A 21,767-nucleotide genomic window follows, 5' to 3' on the forward strand; every position below is an offset into this window, starting at 1 on the left:
GAGCACAACATGGCAAGTCTAGTCATTGATAACGTAAAAAAACGCTACGGCAGCACAGAAGTTTTAAAAGGCATTAACATTGGCATCGAAGCGGGTGAGTTTCTCATTCTGGTAGGGCCATCTGGTTGTGGTAAATCCACTCTAATGAACTCCATCGCTGGTTTAGAAGACGTTACAGAAGGTCGTATTCTTATTGGCGATAACGACGTCACTTACACCAGCCCGAAAGATCGCGACATTGCCATGGTCTTTCAGTCCTACGCCTTGTACCCGAACATGACAGTGGCTCAAAACATTTCGTTCGGCTTAGAAATGCGTAAAGTCCCTAAAGAAGAACGCGATGTGGAAATCCAGCGCGTGGCCGAAATGTTGCAAATCAGCCACTTACTTAACCGTAAACCAGCACAACTGTCTGGTGGTCAACGCCAGCGTGTGGCCATGGGTCGCGCTTTAGCCCGTCGCCCTCAGCTGTATCTTTTCGATGAGCCATTATCGAACCTAGATGCCAAGCTGCGAGTAGAAATGCGTACCGAGATCAAAAAACTGCACAAAAAACTCGGCACGACCATTGTCTATGTGACCCATGACCAGATCGAAGCCATGACCTTGGCAGATCGCATTGCAGTCATGAAGGACGGAGAAGTACAGCAATTGGGCACACCGCAGGAAATCTATGACAACCCAGCTAACTTATTTGTGGCGGGTTTCATGGGTTCCCCTGCTATGAACTTCATTCCAGCTAAGGTGATTTCACAAAACGGCACACCAATGCTGGAGTTGGCAACGGATGCCACTGTGGCGCTACCTTTCCCGAAACCACAAAGCTTAGAAAAGCGTATTGGCGAAACCGTATTGCTTGGCTTACGTCCAGAAATGATCACTGAGCCGCAACCCCATAAAGAAGGCCAACCCTTCGTGACAACAACAGGTGTTGAAGTCGAGGTCACTGAGCCAATGGGTGCCGACACCATGATACTCACCCGTGTAAACGATGCTGAGATTAACTGTCGTTCAAATCCAGCATACGAAGCAAAGCCTGGCTCTGTGATTCAAATGATGTTCGATACTTCTAAGGCCGTTATTTTTGATGAAAACACCGGTGAGCGTTTAGATAAATAACCTTTTATTTCAGAAAGAGCGTTGGCCAGCCTTCGGGCTGGCTTTTTTTATAATTCCTAAATATTTTCACTTTCTTGACAAGCAAAATCATACGGTTTGCTTTCTATTTAACCACTAACTATTTATAGTTAACTTTTTATTTGTCCGACAATACCTAACCCACTAACGCGTCTTAAAATAATTACTCAAAGCTTTAGCAACAAAGGACTTTTTCGACCAGTAAGCGCCGCAAGGAAAACATGTCTAGTTCTTACGATGAGTTATTAGAAAAAATTAGTCAGCTGGAAAATAACCAGCGAGCTATTGATCGCGTTCAAGCCATAATCGAATTTGATTTATCTGGCAATATTATCCGAGCTAACCAAAACTTCTTGGCGATTTTTGGCTACTCAGGAAAAGACCTTATTGGCAAACACCACAGTATTTTGGTGGACCCAAGCTTGCTTAACACAGCGGAATATCAAAACTTTTGGGATATTTTAGGCTGTGGCACATTTCATTCGGGTGAGTTTTCTCGTCGCCACAAAAATGGCCAACAGATTTGGTTACAAGCCTCCTATAATCCAGTGTTCGATAAAGACGGTAAGCTTTTACGATTCGTTAAATATGCTACCGACATCACCTTAGAAAAGCACCGTGCTGCCGACTTTGAAAGCATCGCAGCAGGCTTGCAAAGATCATTAATGCTAGTGGAGTTTGATTTAGACGGCTTAATTATTAATGCCAACGACAATTTTTTATCTTTAATGGGCTACTCTCGCGAAGAGTTAATAGGGCAACATCATAAAACTTTATGCTTTACTGAGGATATAAAAGACCCATCTTATTTAAACCATTGGCAAAAACTTCGCAGTGGACAATACCTCTCTGGTGAATTTACGCGAAAAGATAAAAAAGGCAGTGAAGCTCATATATTTGCCACTTACTGTCCTATTTTAGATCCGCAAGGTAATCCCGTGCGTATTATGAAGTTTGTAAACGATTTATCTGAACGAAAAATCATGGAACAAACATTACGTCATGCCAAAGACATTGCTGAAAGCGCGGCGCAATCAAAAAACCAATTTCTGGCGAACATGAGTCATGAAATTCGCACGCCAATGAATGCCATTATTGGTTATTCGGAATTACTGCTAGAAGATGAAAGCCTACTAGGCTCGAAACGCAAACACATCAGCACCATTCATAACTCCGCGTTTTCCTTACTAAAATTGCTCAATGACATTCTTGATACAGCGAAACTTGAACATGGCACCGTGCCCCTTGAGAACGAGAACTTCTCGTTACATAAGCTGTGTTCTGATGTGCGGGAAACCCTAAAACTTGGGGCCCAGAAAAAGGGCTTAGAGTTCACATTTGAATACGAACCGAGCTTAGGTAACTGCTATCGAGGAGACCCTCATCGAATACAACAAATCCTGTTAAACCTGCTGGGCAATGCCATCAAGTTTACCTCTAAAGGTTATGTGCACCTCAACGTTAAGAGAATGGGTAGCAATGTTTGTATCGTTATCGAAGATTCCGGCATAGGCATTCCATCTGAGAGCGTTGAACAGATCTTTGCACCTTTTTCTCAAGCCGATGCCTCTGTTACCCGTCGTTTTGGTGGAACGGGTCTTGGCACCACCATTTCACTTCAATTAGCCAGGCTGATGGGCGGTGAAATAAGCGTAGAGAGTGAGACAGGAAAAGGCAGCCGCTTTACGTTGGTATTGCCCTTGCCCGAATGCACTGAAGAAGAGGCGCCCACCTTATTAGCCGCCAACATAAAAGCAGCCAGTTCGGAACTGCACATCTTGGTGGCCGATGATGTGAAGCAAAATACTGACTTGCTGGAACTGCGCTTAAGCCGCTTAGGCCATACGGTTGTATCTGCCGTTGATGGTGAACAAGCCTATAAAACCTTCCGCGAGCAAAATTTTGATGTGGTGCTGATGGATTTACACATGCCTCACATGGACGGTTTATCTTCCAGCAAAGCAATTCGCGCCTGGGAAAGAAGCGAGCATCGTCAACCAACGCCCATCATTGCACTAACGGCGAGTGTGCAAGAACTTGACCGTTTAGCGGCTAGCCAAGCGGGTATGAATGGCTTTTGCTCCAAGCCGGTTGAGTTGGATCAGCTAATTCATGAGATATCCCGAGTTATTGATGGGGAAGACGAGATAGATGATACCCATCAAACCAGTCGTCAAAACATTGATCTAGATGCTTCTATAGATTGGCGAAGCGGGGTATCTCGCTGGGGTAGCCGTAAAGAACTAAAAAGACAAATTGGTTACTTTATTAAGAATATTGTCGACGAGTGTGAGCAAATAATTCACCAAGAGCTTAGCCTGCAAATTGGCTTTGCTCATAAACTTAAAGGCTCTACGGCGAATCTAAGCCTTAACAAAGCCTCGGAGCTGTGCAAAAAATTAGAGCAACTTCTTGCCGCTCGGCACCAAACAGAAAGCGCGCTTTTATGGCAAGAAATCATTGCCGAGCTATCCTTGATAAAAGACAGCATGGTCAGTCAGGAAAAAGCTAAAAGCGAAATGGAAACCTCTTTACCAGCAGCGCCAAAAATTGACCCACAACAAGCAGCCCTGCTAATAGCCAGCTTGAGCAAAGGCGAAGTCGACGACGACTTACTAAACCAAATCTGCCTTGCCTTACCGCAAGCTCAAAGTGAACAGCTTAACAACGCTGTTTTTAACTTTGAATTTGATGAAGCCATTGAGCTAATTAACACCTTTAGTGCCGGATCCACAACGAGTTAATACTATGTCCTACGCAACCACTCCTCAGTCCATGAAGCCATTTAACCGTGACGAAAAGCCCCTAGTGCTGATTGTTGACGACGAGCCCACCAACCTTCATGTGCTAAAGAGAATACTTGAACAAGATTATCGCCTTGCGTTTGCGACTAATGGTAAAAAAGCCATACAACTTGTGCATGCGGAGCCACCAGAACTGATTCTGCTCGATATTATGATGCCTGAAATGAGCGGCCTTGAAGTCTGTGCAGAATTGAAAAGCGAAAAGCTCCTCGCCCATATTCCGATTATTTTTGTGACCGCACTGAGTGATGGCGCCAACGAAACAGATGGTCTTGATGCGGGGGCCGTAGACTACATCACCAAGCCTGTTAACCCTTCTGTGGTTAAAGCTCGAGTACGAGTCCACCTCAACACCAACCGCCTCGATGCCATACATCAGTCACGTTTAGAATTGGTACAAACCTTAGGCCGTGCGGCGGAATACAAAGATAACGAAACAGGGCAGCATGTTATTCGTATGAGCCACTATTCGAAAATCATGGCCAAAGCCATTGGTTTCTCTGAGCGCGCGGCGGAAGAATTATTACACGCAGCCCCTATGCATGATGTAGGTAAAATCGGTATCCCCGACGCCATCTTGCTAAAACCCGGCAAACTCACAGATGAAGAATGGGCGGTCATGCGACAACATGCCAGCATGGGAGCTGAGATCATTGGTCAACACTCATCCTCTTTATTGAAATTAGCGCGCGTCATCGCTCTCACTCATCATGAGAAATGGGATGGCTCGGGCTACCCAAATGGTTTAAAAGGGGCGGAAATTCCGATTGAGGGGCGTATTGTTGCTATCGCCGATGTATTTGATGCACTCACCAGCGAACGCCCTTATAAAAGAGCTTGGACCGTTGAAGAAGCCGTTAACCTAATGAAAGAACAGTCTGGCAAGCACTTTGACCCAGACTTAGTAACGGTTTTTGAAGACTGCTTAAGTGAAATCCTGCTCGTTAAAGCCAAATGGCAAGATGAAATAATCGAGTAAACACACATATTCCCAACCAAAGTTTCCTCTGCATACACTTTCGAGCAAGAGAAAAGTGTAAATAATCCTCACAATCTTGCACATTAGGTCAAATTTTTAACGTTTTGGCCTCGAACTTGTCACAATTATAAGATACATTCATAGGTTACAAAGAATAATAATACGCACCTGTGACTCTACAGTGCCCATAAAATAATCCACACAAATGCTGACACTAACTTAATAAACATCGACATAAGCAAGGAAAAACACATGAAATCCAGTAAAAGATTTATGACTCATCTTGCCTTAACAGGGGTAGCCATTGCTGTTACAGGCTGCTCGATGATGGGTACTAGCCAACCAGACTGGGAAGCAGACAAAGAATACAAAGTAACTATCCTACACACCAATGATCACCACGGTCGCTTCTGGCAAAACCGTAACGGTGAATACGGTATGGCAGCTCGTAAAACGCTGATCGATAACATCCGAGAGGAAGTTGCATTAGAAGGCGGCAACTCTCTTCTACTATCTGGTGGTGACATTAACACAGGTGTACCAGAGTCTGACTTACAAGATGCTGAGCCGGATTTCCGCGGCATGAACATGTTGAAATACGATGCCATGGCGCTGGGTAACCACGAATTCGACAACCCGCTAGAAGTTCTTAAGCAACAGCAAGAATGGGCCGGTTTCCCTTTCCTATCAGCTAACATTCTTGACGAAGAAACTGGCAAGCCGTTATTCGATGCTTACCACATCTTCCAAGTTGCTGACCTAAAAGTAGCTGTCGTAGGTTTCACGACGGATGACACGGCGAAGCTAGGTAATCCAGAATATTTAGAAGGCATCAAAATTGAATCGCCTATCGAAGTCGCAAAAACTTTGATCCCTAAAGTAAGTAAAAAAGCCGACATCGTTATCGCTGCCACTCACATGGGTCACTACGACAATGGTCAACACGGTGGTAACGCTCCTGGTGATGTGACCTTAGCCCGCACTGTACCTGGCATTGATGTAATTGTTGGTGGTCACTCTCAGATCCCTCTAACAGAACCTGATGAGCAGAACGGCACACTTATCCTACAAGCCCACGAATGGGGTAAATACGTAGGTCGTTTAGACATGGTCATCAAAAACGGCGAAATCATCAGCTCCGAATACAAGCTTATCCCTGTTAACCTTAAGAAAAAGGTAAAAGACGCGGAAGGTAAATCAGTACGAGTCTTCATCGAAGAAGAAATCGAGCAAAACCCTGAAATGCTTGCCATGCTGACACCTTTCCAAGAGAAAGGCCAAGCTGAACTAAACATTGAAATCGGTTACGCAAGTGATGATCTAGTCGGTGAACGTAGTGTTGTACGTTTCCAAGAAACCAACTTAGGTAACTTGATTGCGGCAGCCATGAAAGAGAAAGTAAATGCCGACATAGGTGTAATGAACTCTGGTGGTATCCGTGATGACATGCCAAAAGGTATTGTTACCTACAAGAGTGTATTGCAGGTTCAGCCTTTTGCTAACGCCATTTCTTATGTGGATCTAAGCGCTGATGAGCTGACTTCTTATCTATCAGGCGTTGGTTCAAAAGAAGCTGGTACCGGTGCATTTGCTCAATTTGATGGTGTGGCCTTCACTTTGGTAGATGGCCAAGCAACCAACATCATGGTTAATGGCGAAGCGCTGGATGCGAACCGTAGTTATCGTGTAGCCATCAACAGCTATGTAGCGACAGGTGGTGACGGTTACCCTAAAGTAACGGATCATCCTAACTACGTGAACTCAGGCTATGTAGATGCCGATGTATTGGTAGAATACATCCAAAACAACTCTCCTCTAGATGTAGCGAAATTCGCTCCTAAAGGCGCAGTTAAGCGTTAATTTTTAACGTCAGCCAATAAAAACCCCCAATGGTCATTTTGACTATTGGGGGTTTCGTTTTTTAGGGTCTTCGCTACTCGACTAAGGACGCACTTTCTTATAGGTTAGGCTCCAAGTTAAAGGCGTTGGCAGTTTTTCCGACTCCAGCTTAGCCGTATAAAGTAGCTCATTTGTCCCAAGCTTTTCCCATGTGTCCGTTCGCTTGCCTCGTTCAGACTCCAAAACAGTGACTATCTTGTTACTGGCTTGTTGGAAAGTGCCACTAATCTCAACTTCTTCTTCGTCTACCTTCACCACCTCGCCTTTGGCCGCCACAGGCATGCGTTCTGGGTCGGCATCATCACATTGCCAAGTGAAGTCGTCTGCTTGAAATTTCAGCTGCCATTGCTGGCAAATTTGAGTTTGCTTTTTTAGCACAGGCCGCGCTAGGGCACGGATAAAGAAATTCATTTCTTTGGCGACTTTTTCAACCGCCTCATCAAGCTGTGCTTGGGTATCGTCGGCATTTTGCAACGCCCACCGCCCTTCCAACTCGCTCGCTTGTACACCATAGGTTAGACACATCGCCAGCGCGGTCAGTCCGATTCGTTTGTTCACATGATTCCCCTTATTTTTATTGTTAGGCTGTTTGATGATCGCAAATATAGGCCCGTATGTAAGGCGCAAAAACGCGCACAATAGCTGACATTTACAACCAAGTTACGAGGCTTCTAGGAATTTTGGCTAAGAGGTGCGGGCAGGCAAGTTTGCTTAAACAGATAGTCAGCAATAATGTCAGCAGTCACGGGTCGTGAAAAGTAATAGCCTTGATAACGATGACAGCCAATGGAAGCTAATATATCGCGCTCTTCTAGGGTTTCCACGCCTTCTGCTAACACAGAGAACTTCATGTGATTGGCCATCGAAATAATCGTATTGATGATCACATGGCTGCTCGGATCGGCGGAAATATCTCGCACAAACGACTGGTCGATTTTCAGGCGAGTAAGTGGGAAGTGTTGTAAGTAACGCAGTGAGGAATAACCGGTTCCAAAATCATCAATGGAAAAACGCACGCCTCGCTCTTTTAGCTGGCACATTTTATCGGCCACGGCGGCAATGTTTTCCACCAGCATCCCTTCGGTAATTTCAAGATCTAACAAGGAAGGAAGGATTTGATGATCTTCAATTACTTGTAACACATCTTGAACAAAGCCTTCTTTAGAAAACTGATAGGGACTGATATTCACCGCCATGCTCACAAAGGTGGCTGGCAACCCTTGATCTTGCCACTGCTTGAGCTGACCACAGGCAGTATCCAGCACCCAGCGACCAAGTTCATCGATGAGCCCAATCTCTTCCGCAATGGGAATAAACTCGTAAGGAGAAACGTTACCTAACACCTCATTATTCCAACGCAATAAAGCTTCTGTGCCAATAATATTGCCCTGCGCATCAACCTGAGGTTGGTACAAGAGGTAGAACTCATCCTCCTTCATGGCTTGCTGTAAGGCTTTTTCCATCATTAGCCGCTGAGCAAGCTGTTGCTGCATTTCAGGTCGATAAAAGCGATAGCCATTGCGGCCATTGTCTTTGGCTTCGTACATGGCCGTATCGGCTTGTTGTAAGATCGGCAGGTCATCTTGCTGTTCGGCAGGAAACAAGCTGATCCCTATACTGGCAGAAATAAACAACTCAGCTTGGTTCAGGTAAAAAGCCTGAGACAGCATGTTTAATAAAATACTCGCCAGCCTAGCGCCTTTTTGCTCCGCTTCTTCTATGTTCGAGCCGAGCTGTGGCAACAAGATAACAAACTCATCACCCCCGATACGCGCCACAGTGTCTCGCTCTTTTAGCTCAGTGGTAATGCGCTTAGCCACTTCCACTAATAGAGCATCGCCTGTGTGGTGTCCCATGGAATCATTAATGGCTTTAAAGCGGTCTAGGTCGATAAATAATAAGGCACCCACATGCCCCTGCTGCTGGGCTTCTTCAAGTGCCTTTTCTAAATTTTCGTTCAGCAATCGACGGTTCGGTAAGCTGGTTAAGGCATCATAATAGGCGAGGAACTGCACCTGCTCCTGATCTTTCTTACGCTGGGTAATATCACGAAACGAAGCCAGAAAATGCGCTTCGCCTTCTAGCATAATAATGTTGCCCCGCACTTCCACCGGAAAGCACTGCTGATCAGCGCGCATATATTCGGTTTCAAAGGTTTTCGCAGTATCAGGAGATTCTGTCGCCCATTTCGTTAGCCATTGGGGCGTTTGCTCGGCATCGACTTGATCTATGGTTAATTGCTGCAAGGCTTCGGCGTCGTAGCCTAATAATCGACAGGTTTCACTGTTACAGTCCAATATCTGCCCTTGTAAATCGGCCAACAACATACACTCGCTGGATTGATGCAAAACCGCCTTAAAGTAGGCTTCACTCTTAGCCAGCTGACCTTCTACTCTTTTACGCTTATGCCAAAGCGCAGTGATATTACGAGACAAAATACCCAGTTCGTCTTCGCGGGACGTATGGGCAAAACGCACTTGTTCTGGGTCGTTAACCTCGTCTTCTAGATAGCTCAATTGAGCAATTAATCGATTCAGCGGTCGCGAGGATAGAAAATAAAACAGCGTGAGCAGCCCAGCACCGAGTATCACTATGGCAGATAGAACAGTGGCCACCAACTGAAGGTTGCGATCGATAAAACGCCCCACCACTTTATCAGCATCCAGTTGCACAGTTAACGTGCCTATCCAGACAGCAGGATCATGATATAAAGGTAAATGGTAGGTGTGCTCTAACCCCGTAAAGACGGAATTAATGAGCCAATGAAAGGGAGGTGTTTCAGTTGGGTGGTAAGCGCTGGCAATCTCAATACCGTGATCATCAACAACTTTTGCTTCATGGAAATAAGCCGAGCGTATCAAGCCTGTTAATAGCTTATGAGTCTCAACTTCGTCCAGTGCATTAGCCGCTTCGACAATGGGGTATTCAATAACGTCTAACGTCGCTCGAACTTGGTTGGCAATGTTGTGCTTCTCGGCTTGCCAGTCAGAATACACTTGATACCCACTCAGCAAGATACTGAGTATGAACAACAAGACCAGCGCCCATTTAGCCTGCTTATAAGAAAGACGCTTACGTAGTGTTAACATATCTCTCCTAACCTAAAAAAGCGCGGCATAAGCCTCCTCACAAGAATCTAATACTTATTTTGGTAAGCCTTTATCATCACTCTTTATTGCTGATCTTGCGTTAGCTTCATATGAAAATGCTTATTAAAAACATTTTAAAAACAACAAGATCCAACAAATATGACTGAAATTTTCGTACTGCTCAAGCTTTAAACAACAATAAATCAAAATGTCATAAGTAATAGGCAAAAAAAAATCTAACCGAAGTTAGATTTTTTAAAAGCAAAAAAAGCGCCAGAATTATTTGTCGAACAATGCGGCTCTTTGAGCGTCGATTATTTCACTAATGCCTTTACGCGCCACCGCCAGCATGCCCATCATGTGTTCGTCACTGAATGCTTCGCCTTCCGCCGTACCTTGAATTTCGATAAAGCCGCCCTTGTCATTCATGATCACATTCATGTCGGTTTCGGCATTAGAATCTTCAGGGTAATCAAGATCCAACACTGGCGTGCCTTTATAAACCCCTACAGAAATCGCTGCGATTTGCGACACGATTGGGTTTTCCTTCACTTTTTTCTTCTCGACCAAAACTCGCATAGCATCGGCCAGCGCCACAAAGCCACCAGTAATCGATGCGGTACGGGTACCACCGTCGGCTTGAATAACATCACAGTCGATAGTGATAGTGTTCTCACCAAGTTTCTTTAAATCGACCGCTGCGCGCAAAGAACGTCCAATCAATCGTTGAATTTCTACCGTACGGCCACCCTGCTTGCCGCGTGCGGCTTCACGGTCCATACGACTGCCCGTGGAGCGTGGCAACATGCCGTATTCTGCTGTGATCCAGCCTTGGCCCTTGCCTTTCAAAAAGCGAGGTACACCGTTTACCACTGTTGCGGTACAAATCACTTTCGTGTCGCCGCATTCGATCAATACCGAACCTTCTGCGTGCTTAGTAAAATTACGGGTGATTTTAAGGGGACGTAACTCGTCTACCGCTCTTCCGCTTGGGCGCATATTCATACTCTCTGATTAATTAACCGTCATAAAGGCGCAATTATAACGAACCCACATAAAAATGCGCCACCATATCGCCGGAAACTGTCGAACAAATTGCGCTTAAGATACACTAAGCCCATTCCATCGTTTTCAATAAGGTAATCAAAATGACCGCAAGCATGACCGCATTTTCCCGCCAAGAAGCCACTTACGACTGGGGCACCATTAGCTGGGAAGTCCGCTCAGTCAACCAGCGCTACTTAGAGCCAAACTTTCGCTTGCCCGATAACTTCCGTGAATTGGAATTTGCCTTTCGTGATGTACTGCGTAAAAAGCTTAATCGTGGCAAATTAGAATGCCAACTACGTTTCCAAGCAGTCGACAAAGCCGCCACCAGCCTAAACATCAATACTGACAACGCCCAAGCGTTAGCCAATGCCATCGACTCTCTGGGCACTTGGTTCCAAGACCTTAACCCTGCCAACCCATTGGATATTTTAAAATGGCCGGGCATCCTGACCGATACCGGCACAGACGCAGAGATCATGAAAAACGCCGTCAAAGAACTCTTCCAAAAGAGCGTTGACGAACTGATCGACATGCGCCTAAGAGAAGGCGAACAGCTTGTGACCATCATAGAGCAACGCCTAGACGCTATTGATGCCATTGTTGTAGAAGTGCAAGCCAAACTGCCGGAGATCATCGCCGCACAAAAGCAAAACCTCATCGACAAATTGGAAGCCGCCAAAGTAGAGCTCGACCCCATGCGCGTGGAAGCGGAAATCGTTGTGCTGGCGCAAAAAGCCGACGTGGCCGAAGAGCTAGACCGACTCGCCACCCACACCAAAGAAGTACGCCGTCAGCTTAAACAAAAAGGCCCAATCGGCCGTCGCCTAGATTTCCTCATGCAGGAACTCAACCGCGAAGCCAACACCTTATCGTCTAAATCCATCGTCGTGGAAACCACCCAAAGCGCCGTGGAATTGAAGGTATTGATCGAACAAATGAGGGAGCAGATTCAGAATATTGAGTGATTTCGGTTGAGGAATTTGTCTTAAAGCATTGCAGTATACCTTGATGTATTAATATGCCTTTGACTATAATTGCATCAAATGGATTGGGAGTGCCCGATCGGCGTCTAAACCTCGGTGAGTGCATCGGGGTTTTTCGCTATCTGGAGTTTGAAAAATGTCAATTAACTCCGCTTTCTTTATGGAAAATGCTTTAACCCCCATTGATCATAACCCTGACCAACTTCTTTTCGACCTCCCTCACAATAAAACTTAGAACGCAATACATCAAAGGCTCTATTTGGTTGCTGGGGATTAATGACATATCGGCCTATTGGCCTTGCTACTAAATCAGCTAATTGTAGCCCTGCTGAATTTGATGCTTTCGAAACCATTCGAATTTTAAAGGGCAGGTCACGTTGGTATTTGTTTTCTCCATCACAAATACGACGAAACTCTAATTCAAGCTCATTGTCTTCTTTAGCACCTCGACACTCTACAATAACGTGCGTTTCTCGCTCTGCCTGCCCTTTCTCCATGACAAGATCGTAAAGGGTCTCCAAGCAATGTTTCAATGCCTTATGATAAGGATTCACTAATTCTTCATGAGTGTGGATTTTATGCTTTTCAATCACACAAGAAGCAAGAATGAAATTGCTGTTATCGATAATATTGCTCAAACGCTCTAGAAATTCATTCTTTTCTGAACGGTTACTGAACACAGTAAAATCGCCTTTCTCCTTACGGATTTCGTGTTCATGTAAAATCACAGAATCATGTCCAAAATAGTCGAACTTCAAACGCTGTAACTGAGGAACCACATTAGAGAGATAATGCTCTTTATAGAAGATACAAAAAGCTAACACGAATACAGGGTAGTCTTGGTTAACCGAGGTGAGACTATGGTCTCCACTCTCGTCAACATAAACAACAAAATCACTGAACTTTGACATATTAGAATCCTTTCCGTATGTGGTTCGGTTACTACTCTTCTGCTACCAAACAGTGCTCAAATCTTCATATAACGCTAAGTCACCCTTAATATCATCCCAATGTTGTATCTCTGATAGACGATCAACTTTCATTAATTTGAAGTCAAAATGCTCGTCGTATGGCTTTCTAATTGTGTGATGCAATGGGGTTGGTTTTCCGGAAAATTCAAACAGCCAGTATGCCTCGCTACTGTTACTCTCTTTTCCCGAGATCTCTATATCAATCTCGCGTCTTGGTAATAGCTTCACACTGGATACTGAATATAAATACCTACCTAATTGTTCCCTATCTTGACCATTATCGCGGACAGTAAGAACAAGGTAGCGTATTTCACGTACAATATTTCTGTGTATATTTTGGCGATTCGTTGCAATAAGCCGTGTATGGTATCCCTTCAAATTACCATCTTGAGCTTTTTCTATATAGGTTTGGTCACGCTCAAGCTCATTCACTGGCGCCAAAAAGACCAAACCTCGATGCCGAGATACATTAACGCCATAGGGAGCAATACGAGCAGCATCTTCAACAAAATGATAATCGTGTGACAGAGCTTTTCTATATTCCAGCGCTTGCTGTGTTTTACCAAGCTTCTGAGCCAAGTATTCTTTTAACCAATGATTATGAGCCCCATTATTACCTTCACTTGGTAATAATGGGAATGCGCCTATGCCTATTTCCTTAATCGCCTCATCATAAGGGCTCTGTGTGGACTTTTGGTCTACGAAAAACCCCGGATACAACGCAAATGCCCCAAGAACAGGGCGACTTTTCAATGGAGATTCATGCTCAAAGAGCTGCTGATGAATGATGGCATCACGGTATCTATGCATTTGATTAATAGCATCTTCCGGCACGGCATCTTTGCCACCAAACTGCATTGTATCTATACGATACTTGGCATCAAACAAGATTAAAAACGACTCACTACTGCTAAGCGTTACTTTCAAAACAATATCCGGACGATGTTTTGCAAGCCAAGTACGATTAACTGATCCACTAGGTGTAAATGAGGGCTCATGGGCAAGCTCAATCTTCATTTGATCAGTTTCATCATGGTACACAAATGCAGCTGCCATCTCGTTCTTTGGAAACTGCTTTTCGAACTGCACCTGTTTAAGGTTACTCAGTGCTTTGGTTTGTTGTATAAAACCTAAAGACTCAATGATGGATTTTACTTCCAGAAAACACCAGATTTCATAAATATCGGCTACTGATTTAATGGATAGCAGGCTCTCCCCATCATTACCATTTAAGTAATACTTTAGTTGCTGCCAAACTTTATAGACTTTTGAGTAGCCAGCCGCTTCTTGTAATACTTTTGACTCAGTATGCTGCCCTTTGAACCTACCGACTTCCTGCCATAATTGATGTTGTGCATACTTCCCAGTTTGATCACGCCAAGTTTCTAGAACCTCTCGAAAAGAAGTAGAGACTTTTGTATCTTCATCGGCTCGAATAGCTAGAAGAATCTGAGACAAATTCGATTTGGTTTTCGCGAGCACCATCTTTATAAAGCGGTTTTCTGGAGTATCGAGATTTAAGCGCTGTTTACTAATTGCTAGACGAGACGAGCGTTTTGATGCCATCAACTCTTTGGCTCTTTGCTCCTGCTTGGCTCCTAATCTCTTGTTTACTCTCTCTAGTTTTTGATGATATGTATAGGACTGCAAGCGATTATGAGGAGCATTTAATACTCTTTTTATACCTTGATTAAACTCGGCAACTAAACGCTCAAATTGCGCTAACCAAAAGAGTTCAAACTTTTCAGGTTGTCTGGTTGATTTGCCTTGGGAGTAGGTTGTTTTACCACTAATAGCGTATCGCCACAGCGGATATACCCGATCAATTTCCTGGTTCATAATGTTCAAATCTAAAGCTTGAACCATTTTCGTTGCAAAGATGGTGAAAGATACAGGCACAGATTTTGAAACGCCATTGATGCAGTATTGGATGTCAAAACGGCATAACCCCACATCATTACCAAAGTTAATCGCAGCACTCAAAGATCTCCGCTTAGGATGAGAAATAAAGCTTTGGTCGATCAAAGTGTGCTTGTGACTTACAGACAAAGAACCTTTATCGACATGATCTTCAAAGTCAATTTCAAACCAATATTGACGGTTTTCAAAAAAAAACGGCTGAACGTGTGGCGGCCCGATAACAGTAGAATTAAAAGTCATTGGTTCTGAGTCAACCAAAACCGCTATTTCTTCATATTTCGGTAGATCAATGAACCGTGACGAATAAGTACGTTTTAATTTGTTTCTTGGTGTATCCAAATTGTCTGCAGATACATAAAAAACAAAGTCATCATGTTCATAGCTTAACGTTTCAGTATTTTTAGCCATGTTCCATTACCGCCAAAGTATCAAGGTTCCGTTGATTTAAGGCCAAAAAGACGTAAAGCCACGAACAAGTTGATCGTTCATCCAATTTAATTTTTTCTTAGAACGGCAAGCCACCGTTATCATTTCACCTTTTGGTTCTTTCTTCTCGCGGTATAAATCAGGTCGGCCATGCTCCCAAACGTCAGCGAACTGCGCTTCCAATATGTTTAACAATTCTTCTAAAATATTTCTCTCGCCATGCCCAACCAATTTATCTTCATCGCCTTCGATACGTGGCAAAACCTTACACATCATAAAGTCGTCCCATACGGCTTTTAAGGTCAGATCATCTTGGGGTTGGCTAGCGACAACAGCAATTAGCAATTCGTTTAGGGCGCGAAACGCCAATTCAAACGGGGTGTTTTTTAGCACTGAATTTACTTGATTTAAAAAGCTAACAGTTGCATCACCTGCATTTATTTTTTCACCGCCTTTAGTCTCTACTTCAAAGTCGACATTCGCTTTGCGGACGTTTGACCAAATAGGGTAGCTTAGGCGTTTGTTGCAACTGGTTGGAGTGAAAAATTCGTTATAGTCGTTAGGGAAGAACTCTCCAAAATCAAAGCTCAGCGCTCGGTCAATCACCTTGCGTGAAAAGCCGTGAGTGGTTTCATCCATATTCACCGTGCCCGCGACCAGTAGGTTAAACGGAATGCCTAAACCGTACTGACAAATTAATTGCCAAAGCTCGTCATAATTTTTATTTTCACTGTTATCAAAACCTAGCGCTTCGCGTAGTTTTTCTATATCAGCGACTTCATTGATCGTGGCCGGCTTTAATAGCGCATCACTGCTGTAGGTAAAGTTGTCATCTGTCCAACGCCATTCGCGAGTTTCCAGCACCGATAAATAATCAGCAAAATACTGTTCCACAGGGGCAAGGTTCATTTCATCTAAGCACAGCCAGTAAGGTAATACCTGCCCAAGCGCACCTCGTTCACCTGCCACAACTAAACACTTACCTTGGTCTTCGATTTCTTGCACTTCAACGGTTAAGCCACTATCTGCAATGGCACGCCAAGCTTTGGCGATGAACTTTAATACATCTGTGGTGATGTATTCCGCAGCGCCATTTAAGCGTGAGATATACCCAAGCAAATCACTCGGCTCATGCCAGTCGGGGCGTACTGATGTTAAGCAATAGGTTTCATCAAATTGCCCAGAGGTTTTTGCTTGCTCACGCACAAAGCGGGTTTTACCTGTACCTGAGATGCCAGCAAGAAGGAGGAAGGGTTTGGATAAAGTTGAACCTATAAATTTACTGATTTTTCCTTTTTTCGTCAGACAATACTCACTTTCACATGCTTTAATTTCATAGTCTGGATACAAGGAATGAAATATATTTTTCAAACTTTCAATATCTAGACGAGAATCAGTTCCATCCGTCCACTGATTAGATAAATAGTAATACTTCGAACTTACATAGAAAGGTTCTTCAAAAAACCTTAGTTTACCTCCTCGCTCTAAAGCAGCTTTACCGAGCATGCTTTCTGAAACTTTAAATATTGAAGTTAATCTAAAATCTAGATGTTCAATATTCAAGTTTCCTAATTCCTTATTTTTTTCAACTAAGCAATTCCAAAGAGATTTCTCTATTTTATTTTTAATTAAAAAGGAAGCTAATGAGTAAACAAAGTCTCCACGACTCTTACTACAGAACAGAGTTTCGGTTGATTTTTTCACTTTAGGTATGAATATGGGTTTAAATGAGTTTTTTAGTGCTGGGTTTTCAGACAGTTGCTTTGCTATTTCAGCTACTGCACTTTGAGTTTCTGCTAACAAATTGCCAGCTTGCAATAATGGGGATACGTAGTAATCATTGCGATCTATTGTTTTACCTCCTCCCCAACTTTTGTAATCCGATACGAATGATAAAAAGCACTCAAGATCATCATTTGTATAACCCTTTGAACTGAAATGATTTTCAATCTTGCTTTTTTCTTGTTCGGAAACTCCATCTCTTAGAGCGACGGCAGCTTGTTGAAGATCTGTATCCTTATATATATCTTTAAAAATATTTTTTTGTTGTGATAGACCATCTAAGTAATTAGCAAGCTCTGCAGCAATATAGAACCAAAAGTTAGTGATAAAAATGGCTTTACCAGTTGATGTGGTGATTTTAGTAGAAAAATCAGCAAACTCTACTTTAGAGTAACCATTTGCCCTATTTTCACTAAGATAAAGCTCATATTCTTTTTTGAATTCATCTGTTAGCTTAACATCAGTAAAATTGACCCCATCTACTGAGCTTCTGATTTCTCTGAACTTCTCACTTAAATCAATTAATGCCATCTAATATATTCCTAATTTTTTTAGCTAATCCATCAATTACATTAACAGTAACGCTATTACCAAATTGTTTATAAGCCTGTACTTTTGAAGCGCTTGGTTCAAATTCATCTGGGAACCCTTGTAATCGTGCTGCCTCTCTTGGGCTAATCTTCCTAGGGTTTTTTCCAACCTGATCAATCAATACTTCGCTACCATCTTTGTAATATCTTGCAGAGATAGTATTAGTGTACGGTGATTCTTCCGTAACTAAGCCAAAACCAAAGCCTTTACCATTTTTTTTGTTTTCAATTTTTCTACGTTGATGACCGGCCCATAATCTATCTGAAATAGTTAATTTAGAGTCTGGCTCTTTCTCTAAAAAATCACCGACTTTAACTTCAACATCTAGTGGCTTTGGATACTCAAACTTATCAATCTCACCATCACGCCATAAAACGATGTATATGCGCTGTCTATTCTGTGCTATTCCAAAGTCTACTGATTTAAGAACCATTTTTTTGGCTAAAGCTTGAATCTCCTTTGTAGAGCCATTCTCAATCACACTTTTCGATATATTACAGCTATAGCCTATCTTGGTTAGTGTTTTTAAAATGACCTTCAGTGTATAACCTTTATCATGGCTAATTAGCCCTTTCACATTTTCTAACAGCGCAAACTTAGGTTTTTTCGTTTCGAGTATATTGGCTATATCATGAAACAAAGTCCCTCGAGTATCTTCAATTCCTAGTTTAAGCCCTGCGTGTGAAAATGGTTGGCATGGGAATCCAGCTAAAAGAATGTCGTGATCAGGAATCTCATTTGCGGGGATCTTTGTGATATCACCAAATGGTATTTCACCATGGTTATTTTTATAAGTTTGCTGAGCATGCTTATCAAATTCAGAAGAGAAAACACAAGCCCCTCCATTTTGTTGAAAACCGAGTCTAACACCGCCAATTCCCGCAAAGAGATCAATAAAGCGAAACTTTGCATCCATATTTGGCTTTAACTTTAAACACCCAAAAACCAGTTGGAAGAAATTCTCTCTTGATTGAAAAAAACCATTCATAGTTAATACGTATTCGACATCTATTTTCAATTGATTTGGACTAGCAATCGAAATATCACAATACAATTGACTATCAGTCGCTATTGCATGAATCCATTGATCAATAACTGCCTGCGCTTCAGTTCCTTCTGGTACATGCTCTATTGCTAACGGTCTAATAAGCTCTTCCACTTCTTTAAGCATGTCTGGTTTACTGGTCATTATTCACTACTACTAAAAATTCTTGATGGATGGCTTTCGGGCGAAGCATGGTTTTTGAGCTTTGCATTTCAACCAAGTTGTACTTACCCAATGTTTTTAATGTTCTCGACACATTACTGACTGCTCGACCGGTAAGCGTTGCCAACTCAGTCACGGATTTGGGTTGTTGCTCGGCGATTACTTTTAACAACTGTTGGTTTTCTTTCGACAGCACATTGGCCACCGATTTCAGCGAGTCGAACCAGATATCAACAGGGTAATCGGGGTCGGGCGTTTGCCCTTTAATCCCAATTACGCAACGTGATTGTTTAAGGTTTTTCATATTTCTCTACTGACTTAAATTGAAGATGAAACCTAGGAATGGAAATAAGCGATCAAGTCTTTAACGTCATCGGATCTAAAAATATCGTTTTTGGATGTGTCGCTGTAAATTTCGGGATATTCATCATCCCCTTCGTTGATGGCGCAGCTTATGGCATATCTTGGTAAGTCATCACTCTCTCGATACTCAACATCTTGGCGCTCAACCCAAAGCAGATAGTACTTACCATCCTGACGGAAATAGAACGACGTGCAAGAATCATTTGGCGATGTATTGTTAACCAGCGTTGTCGGTATATCGTTAGAATTGAAACCCAATTTAAGATCTTCCATTATGCGCCTTCATAACTGTACATTTATACATAAAGCTTATCTTATCATCTACTGATTAGATCACAAGATTATTTTCCACCATTCAGTGCAATGACAATCACTGACCACAGTAGGTGCACTATCCGGAACACTGGCGGTTCACTGCAAAGCGACAAGCCCACACAGAGTTCATCGCCTTTTAGTCATCCAAAATGCAACCATTTACACCATACGGTTTCCATCAAGGCATAAATGGTACTGCGGCCATAGCCTGTTTTGGTCTTTACGTCGGGCAAACGAAAATCCGCTGCTGACGCGCTGGGTTTACTGAGTTTGTGGGTGATTGTGTTCAATGCAAGTTGAGTACTCCTCTATGCGTTTTACCGAACAGGGGAATGCAAAGGTTGGAGGTCTACACAAAGTGACTTTATGGGTAACAATCTGTAGACCTTGTATTTATTGTGAATTGAAAAGTTTGTTTTACTTTCATTAAAAAAGCGCGGCATTTTCCTGCTTGCGCTGCTCCAGTGTTTTAACAATCGCAGATACTGTTGTTTTGCTGACCCCTTGCTGCTGTGCCAGATACGTAAATTGACTGATGGCTTCTGTGACTTCTTCAATGACTTGCCTTGCATCATTCCAATTCGAAAATCCAGCACTGGTCGCTAGTTTTTGCATCACCTTAAGCGGTGGCACTTTACCATAACCTCCGAACGCAGTGGCGTGTTCGTTGAATGGATGTGGACTGTAAGTAACATCGTAAAAAGGGGCAGGATCCCATTGACCGTCATCCGCTTGCAAAAACGCCCAGTTTTTACTGTGGTCGTCTTGGTTAGACGACAGCAGGTTAAAAACGGCGCGGCGAAATTGCAGTTGTCCAGCCGCTGGCGATTTACACAACTGACGGCTGGCTTTTATCAAGTCAATATAATCTAAACTTGGCGTTCTAAAGTCTACATCCAGCAGCCCGCAAGCGCTGTGCATATGCAGGCGACCTGAACTGCGATTGCCGCTTAAATTGGTCTGCTCCGTGACATAATCAAAACGCTTAAGCGCTAACCAGGCAGACGCACCGCTTGTAGGTGGTGCTTCAATGAGTTGCCATTGCGGCGGTTGACACTTAGCAAGTTCTGCCATTTGCAAATAAACCGCCTCACACAAACCTTCTTCATGGCCGAGCGCTAGATTCTTCGAGGTAAATTTAATCAGCCAAGCCTCATCTCCAGGCTGAGTAAAGGTTCGACAATGCTGAGTTTCCCCAGCAGGCATATAAATTTGTGCCTTAGGCCTTGCGCCACCCGAACTACCACCGGCGACTAATGCGGCCAACACCTGCTGAGTATGTCCATCTAACTCATCGTGGTTGTCGTCTATATAATCTGACATTGAAGAATCGAACAGTGTCTGCGCTTCTAAGCCTAAAATAGCTAAATCAATATCCGCGTGCGTGGTGGCTGAAAACTCAGACACCGGAGAAAAAGACAATGCTCCCATGCCTTTATCACCGACAAAGGCCAACCGGTCCATCGCCGTTAATTGATTAGGCAAAATGCCCTGTTGCCGGAAAATACGATCTTGTAACAGCATGCCCCAGCCATCGGGTAAACAATCTCCAAATACGCCATGTACACCTTGGTGCGGCGCTTTATTAGGAGCGGCTTGAACTTGCGCGTTCGCATGCACGGTAAAAGGTGATAAGTTGCCAAACTGCTGCAAATAGCTGTCTGCATACTGGAAAAAAACGCCTTGCCGATTCTGCGCCAAGACCCCTACAGCAACCTGCTCACCTGAGCTTAGCGTTCGAGTAACATTAAGTTTCTGAATGGGTTTAAAACTCATCGTTTAGCACCTCATCAATACTCGTGGGTATAGCAGCACGTTCTTTGCTAGGTTGCGTGAGCTGATAAAACCTATCCAGCGAATCAAGGGTCTGCCATAGCAACAGCAATTGGCGAAATGAAATTTGTCCGGTCAACTCAAATTTCTTAATGGTGGCCGCAGGTACGCAGCTTCGCTCAGCAAGCGCCGCTCGTGACAGCTTTGCCTGCTTTCGTAATTCACGTAAATAAGCCGCATAAGCTTGGCTTACATCGGTATCATCAAGTAAGGCAAAATTCATCCGCAAAGACCAAATGGACACAGTTATATCCATAATAGCAAAATAAAACAAAAAATGGATATTATTGTATCCATTTATTATCAAGGTGTTGACATAAATCACTCGATAAAGCCTTTCAAAACTGCCATTTTTTGCCTCTAACAGCAGCATAAAAACGGCAGGGTTTCTTTCACCACAGCTGACTGATAATCTACA

The 21,767-nt window shown here is 43.4% G+C and carries 17 protein-coding genes; 5 read left to right on the forward strand and 12 right to left on the reverse strand.

The window, feature by feature from the left end:
* Positions 1-9 precede the first annotated feature (9 nt).
* The 4 genes from ACUM5Y_RS08040 (at position 10) to ushA (ending at position 6,780) form a co-directional block, all read left to right on the forward strand.
* Positions 10-1,119, forward strand: coding sequence for an ABC transporter ATP-binding protein (locus ACUM5Y_RS08040; RefSeq protein ID WP_445976357.1), 1,110 nt, complete (start codon positions 10-12; stop codon positions 1,117-1,119).
* 239 nt (positions 1,120-1,358) lie between these two features.
* Entirely contained in the window at positions 1,359-3,881 is a 2,523-nt protein-coding gene (locus tag ACUM5Y_RS08045; protein ID WP_445976358.1) for a hybrid sensor histidine kinase/response regulator, read from the forward strand.
* 4 nt (positions 3,882-3,885) lie between these two features.
* Positions 3,886-4,920 (forward strand): HD domain-containing phosphohydrolase, encoded by a 1,035-nt coding sequence (locus ACUM5Y_RS08050; protein WP_445976359.1) that lies wholly within the window; start codon positions 3,886-3,888, stop codon positions 4,918-4,920.
* Between the two features lie 252 nt (positions 4,921-5,172).
* A complete protein-coding gene (ushA, locus tag ACUM5Y_RS08055; RefSeq protein ID WP_445976360.1) occupies positions 5,173-6,780 on the forward strand; it encodes a bifunctional UDP-sugar hydrolase/5'-nucleotidase UshA in 1,608 nt (535 codons plus the stop codon).
* An 81-nt stretch (positions 6,781-6,861) separates the two neighbouring features.
* Here ushA and ACUM5Y_RS08060 read toward each other — a convergent pair whose 3' ends face one another.
* The 3 genes from ACUM5Y_RS08060 to rph all read right to left on the reverse strand — a co-directional run bounded on the left by ACUM5Y_RS08060 (position 6,862) and on the right by rph (position 10,907).
* Positions 6,862-7,377 (reverse strand): hypothetical protein, encoded by a 516-nt coding sequence (locus ACUM5Y_RS08060; protein WP_445976361.1) that lies wholly within the window; start codon positions 7,375-7,377, stop codon positions 6,862-6,864.
* 113 nt (positions 7,378-7,490) lie between these two features.
* A complete protein-coding gene (locus tag ACUM5Y_RS08065) occupies positions 7,491-9,908 on the reverse strand; it encodes a putative bifunctional diguanylate cyclase/phosphodiesterase (RefSeq protein WP_445976362.1) in 2,418 nt (805 codons plus the stop codon).
* A 279-nt stretch (positions 9,909-10,187) separates the two neighbouring features.
* The gene (gene rph / locus ACUM5Y_RS08070) at positions 10,188-10,907 is read right to left on the reverse strand and encodes a ribonuclease PH (protein ID WP_445976363.1); all 720 of its coding nucleotides are present in this window, start codon (positions 10,905-10,907) and stop codon (positions 10,188-10,190) included.
* Positions 10,908-11,056: 149 nt separating this feature from the next.
* Between rph and ACUM5Y_RS08075 the strand changes: the two genes are divergently transcribed.
* On the forward strand, positions 11,057-11,923 hold the full coding sequence (locus ACUM5Y_RS08075) for a YicC/YloC family endoribonuclease (RefSeq protein WP_445976364.1): 867 nt from the start codon (positions 11,057-11,059) through the stop codon (positions 11,921-11,923).
* A 176-nt stretch (positions 11,924-12,099) separates the two neighbouring features.
* Here ACUM5Y_RS08075 and ACUM5Y_RS08080 read toward each other — a convergent pair whose 3' ends face one another.
* The 9 genes from ACUM5Y_RS08080 to ACUM5Y_RS08120 form a co-directional block, all read right to left on the reverse strand.
* A complete protein-coding gene (locus tag ACUM5Y_RS08080; RefSeq protein ID WP_445976365.1) occupies positions 12,100-12,852 on the reverse strand; it encodes a DUF3800 domain-containing protein in 753 nt (250 codons plus the stop codon).
* Between the two features lie 42 nt (positions 12,853-12,894).
* On the reverse strand, positions 12,895-15,240 hold the full coding sequence (locus ACUM5Y_RS08085; protein WP_445976366.1) for a DUF2357 domain-containing protein: 2,346 nt from the start codon (positions 15,238-15,240) through the stop codon (positions 12,895-12,897).
* A 36-nt stretch (positions 15,241-15,276) separates the two neighbouring features.
* Positions 15,277-17,571 carry an McrB family protein gene (locus ACUM5Y_RS08090; protein WP_445976367.1) on the reverse strand — a complete coding sequence of 765 codons (2,295 nt, stop codon included), beginning with the start codon at positions 17,569-17,571 and terminating at the stop codon, positions 15,277-15,279.
* Positions 17,558-18,820, reverse strand: coding sequence for a DNA cytosine methyltransferase (locus ACUM5Y_RS08095; protein WP_445976368.1), 1,263 nt, complete (start codon positions 18,818-18,820; stop codon positions 17,558-17,560). Before ACUM5Y_RS08095 ends, ACUM5Y_RS08090 begins: the two co-directional genes overlap by 14 nt.
* Entirely contained in the window at positions 18,810-19,142 is a 333-nt protein-coding gene (locus ACUM5Y_RS08100) for an HVO_A0114 family putative DNA-binding protein (RefSeq protein ID WP_445976369.1), read from the reverse strand. The genes ACUM5Y_RS08095 and ACUM5Y_RS08100 overlap by 11 nt, the downstream gene beginning before the upstream one ends.
* A 32-nt stretch (positions 19,143-19,174) precedes the next feature.
* Entirely contained in the window at positions 19,175-19,474 is a 300-nt protein-coding gene (locus tag ACUM5Y_RS08105; RefSeq protein WP_445976370.1) for a hypothetical protein, read from the reverse strand.
* Positions 19,475-19,656: 182 nt separating this feature from the next.
* Positions 19,657-19,806: an AlpA family phage regulatory protein gene (locus ACUM5Y_RS08110; protein WP_445976371.1), complete on the reverse strand. Its 150-nt coding sequence runs from the start codon at positions 19,804-19,806 to the stop codon at positions 19,657-19,659.
* A gap of 136 nt (positions 19,807-19,942) precedes the next feature.
* Complete coding sequence (locus tag ACUM5Y_RS08115; RefSeq protein WP_445976372.1) at positions 19,943-21,292, reverse strand: type II toxin-antitoxin system HipA family toxin; 1,350 nt, start codon at positions 21,290-21,292, stop codon at positions 19,943-19,945.
* Entirely contained in the window at positions 21,282-21,605 is a 324-nt protein-coding gene (locus ACUM5Y_RS08120) for a helix-turn-helix domain-containing protein (protein WP_445976876.1), read from the reverse strand. The genes ACUM5Y_RS08115 and ACUM5Y_RS08120 overlap by 11 nt, the downstream gene beginning before the upstream one ends.
* Positions 21,606-21,767 lie beyond the last annotated feature (162 nt).

Source organism: Marinomonas dokdonensis (genome assembly GCF_052747885.1).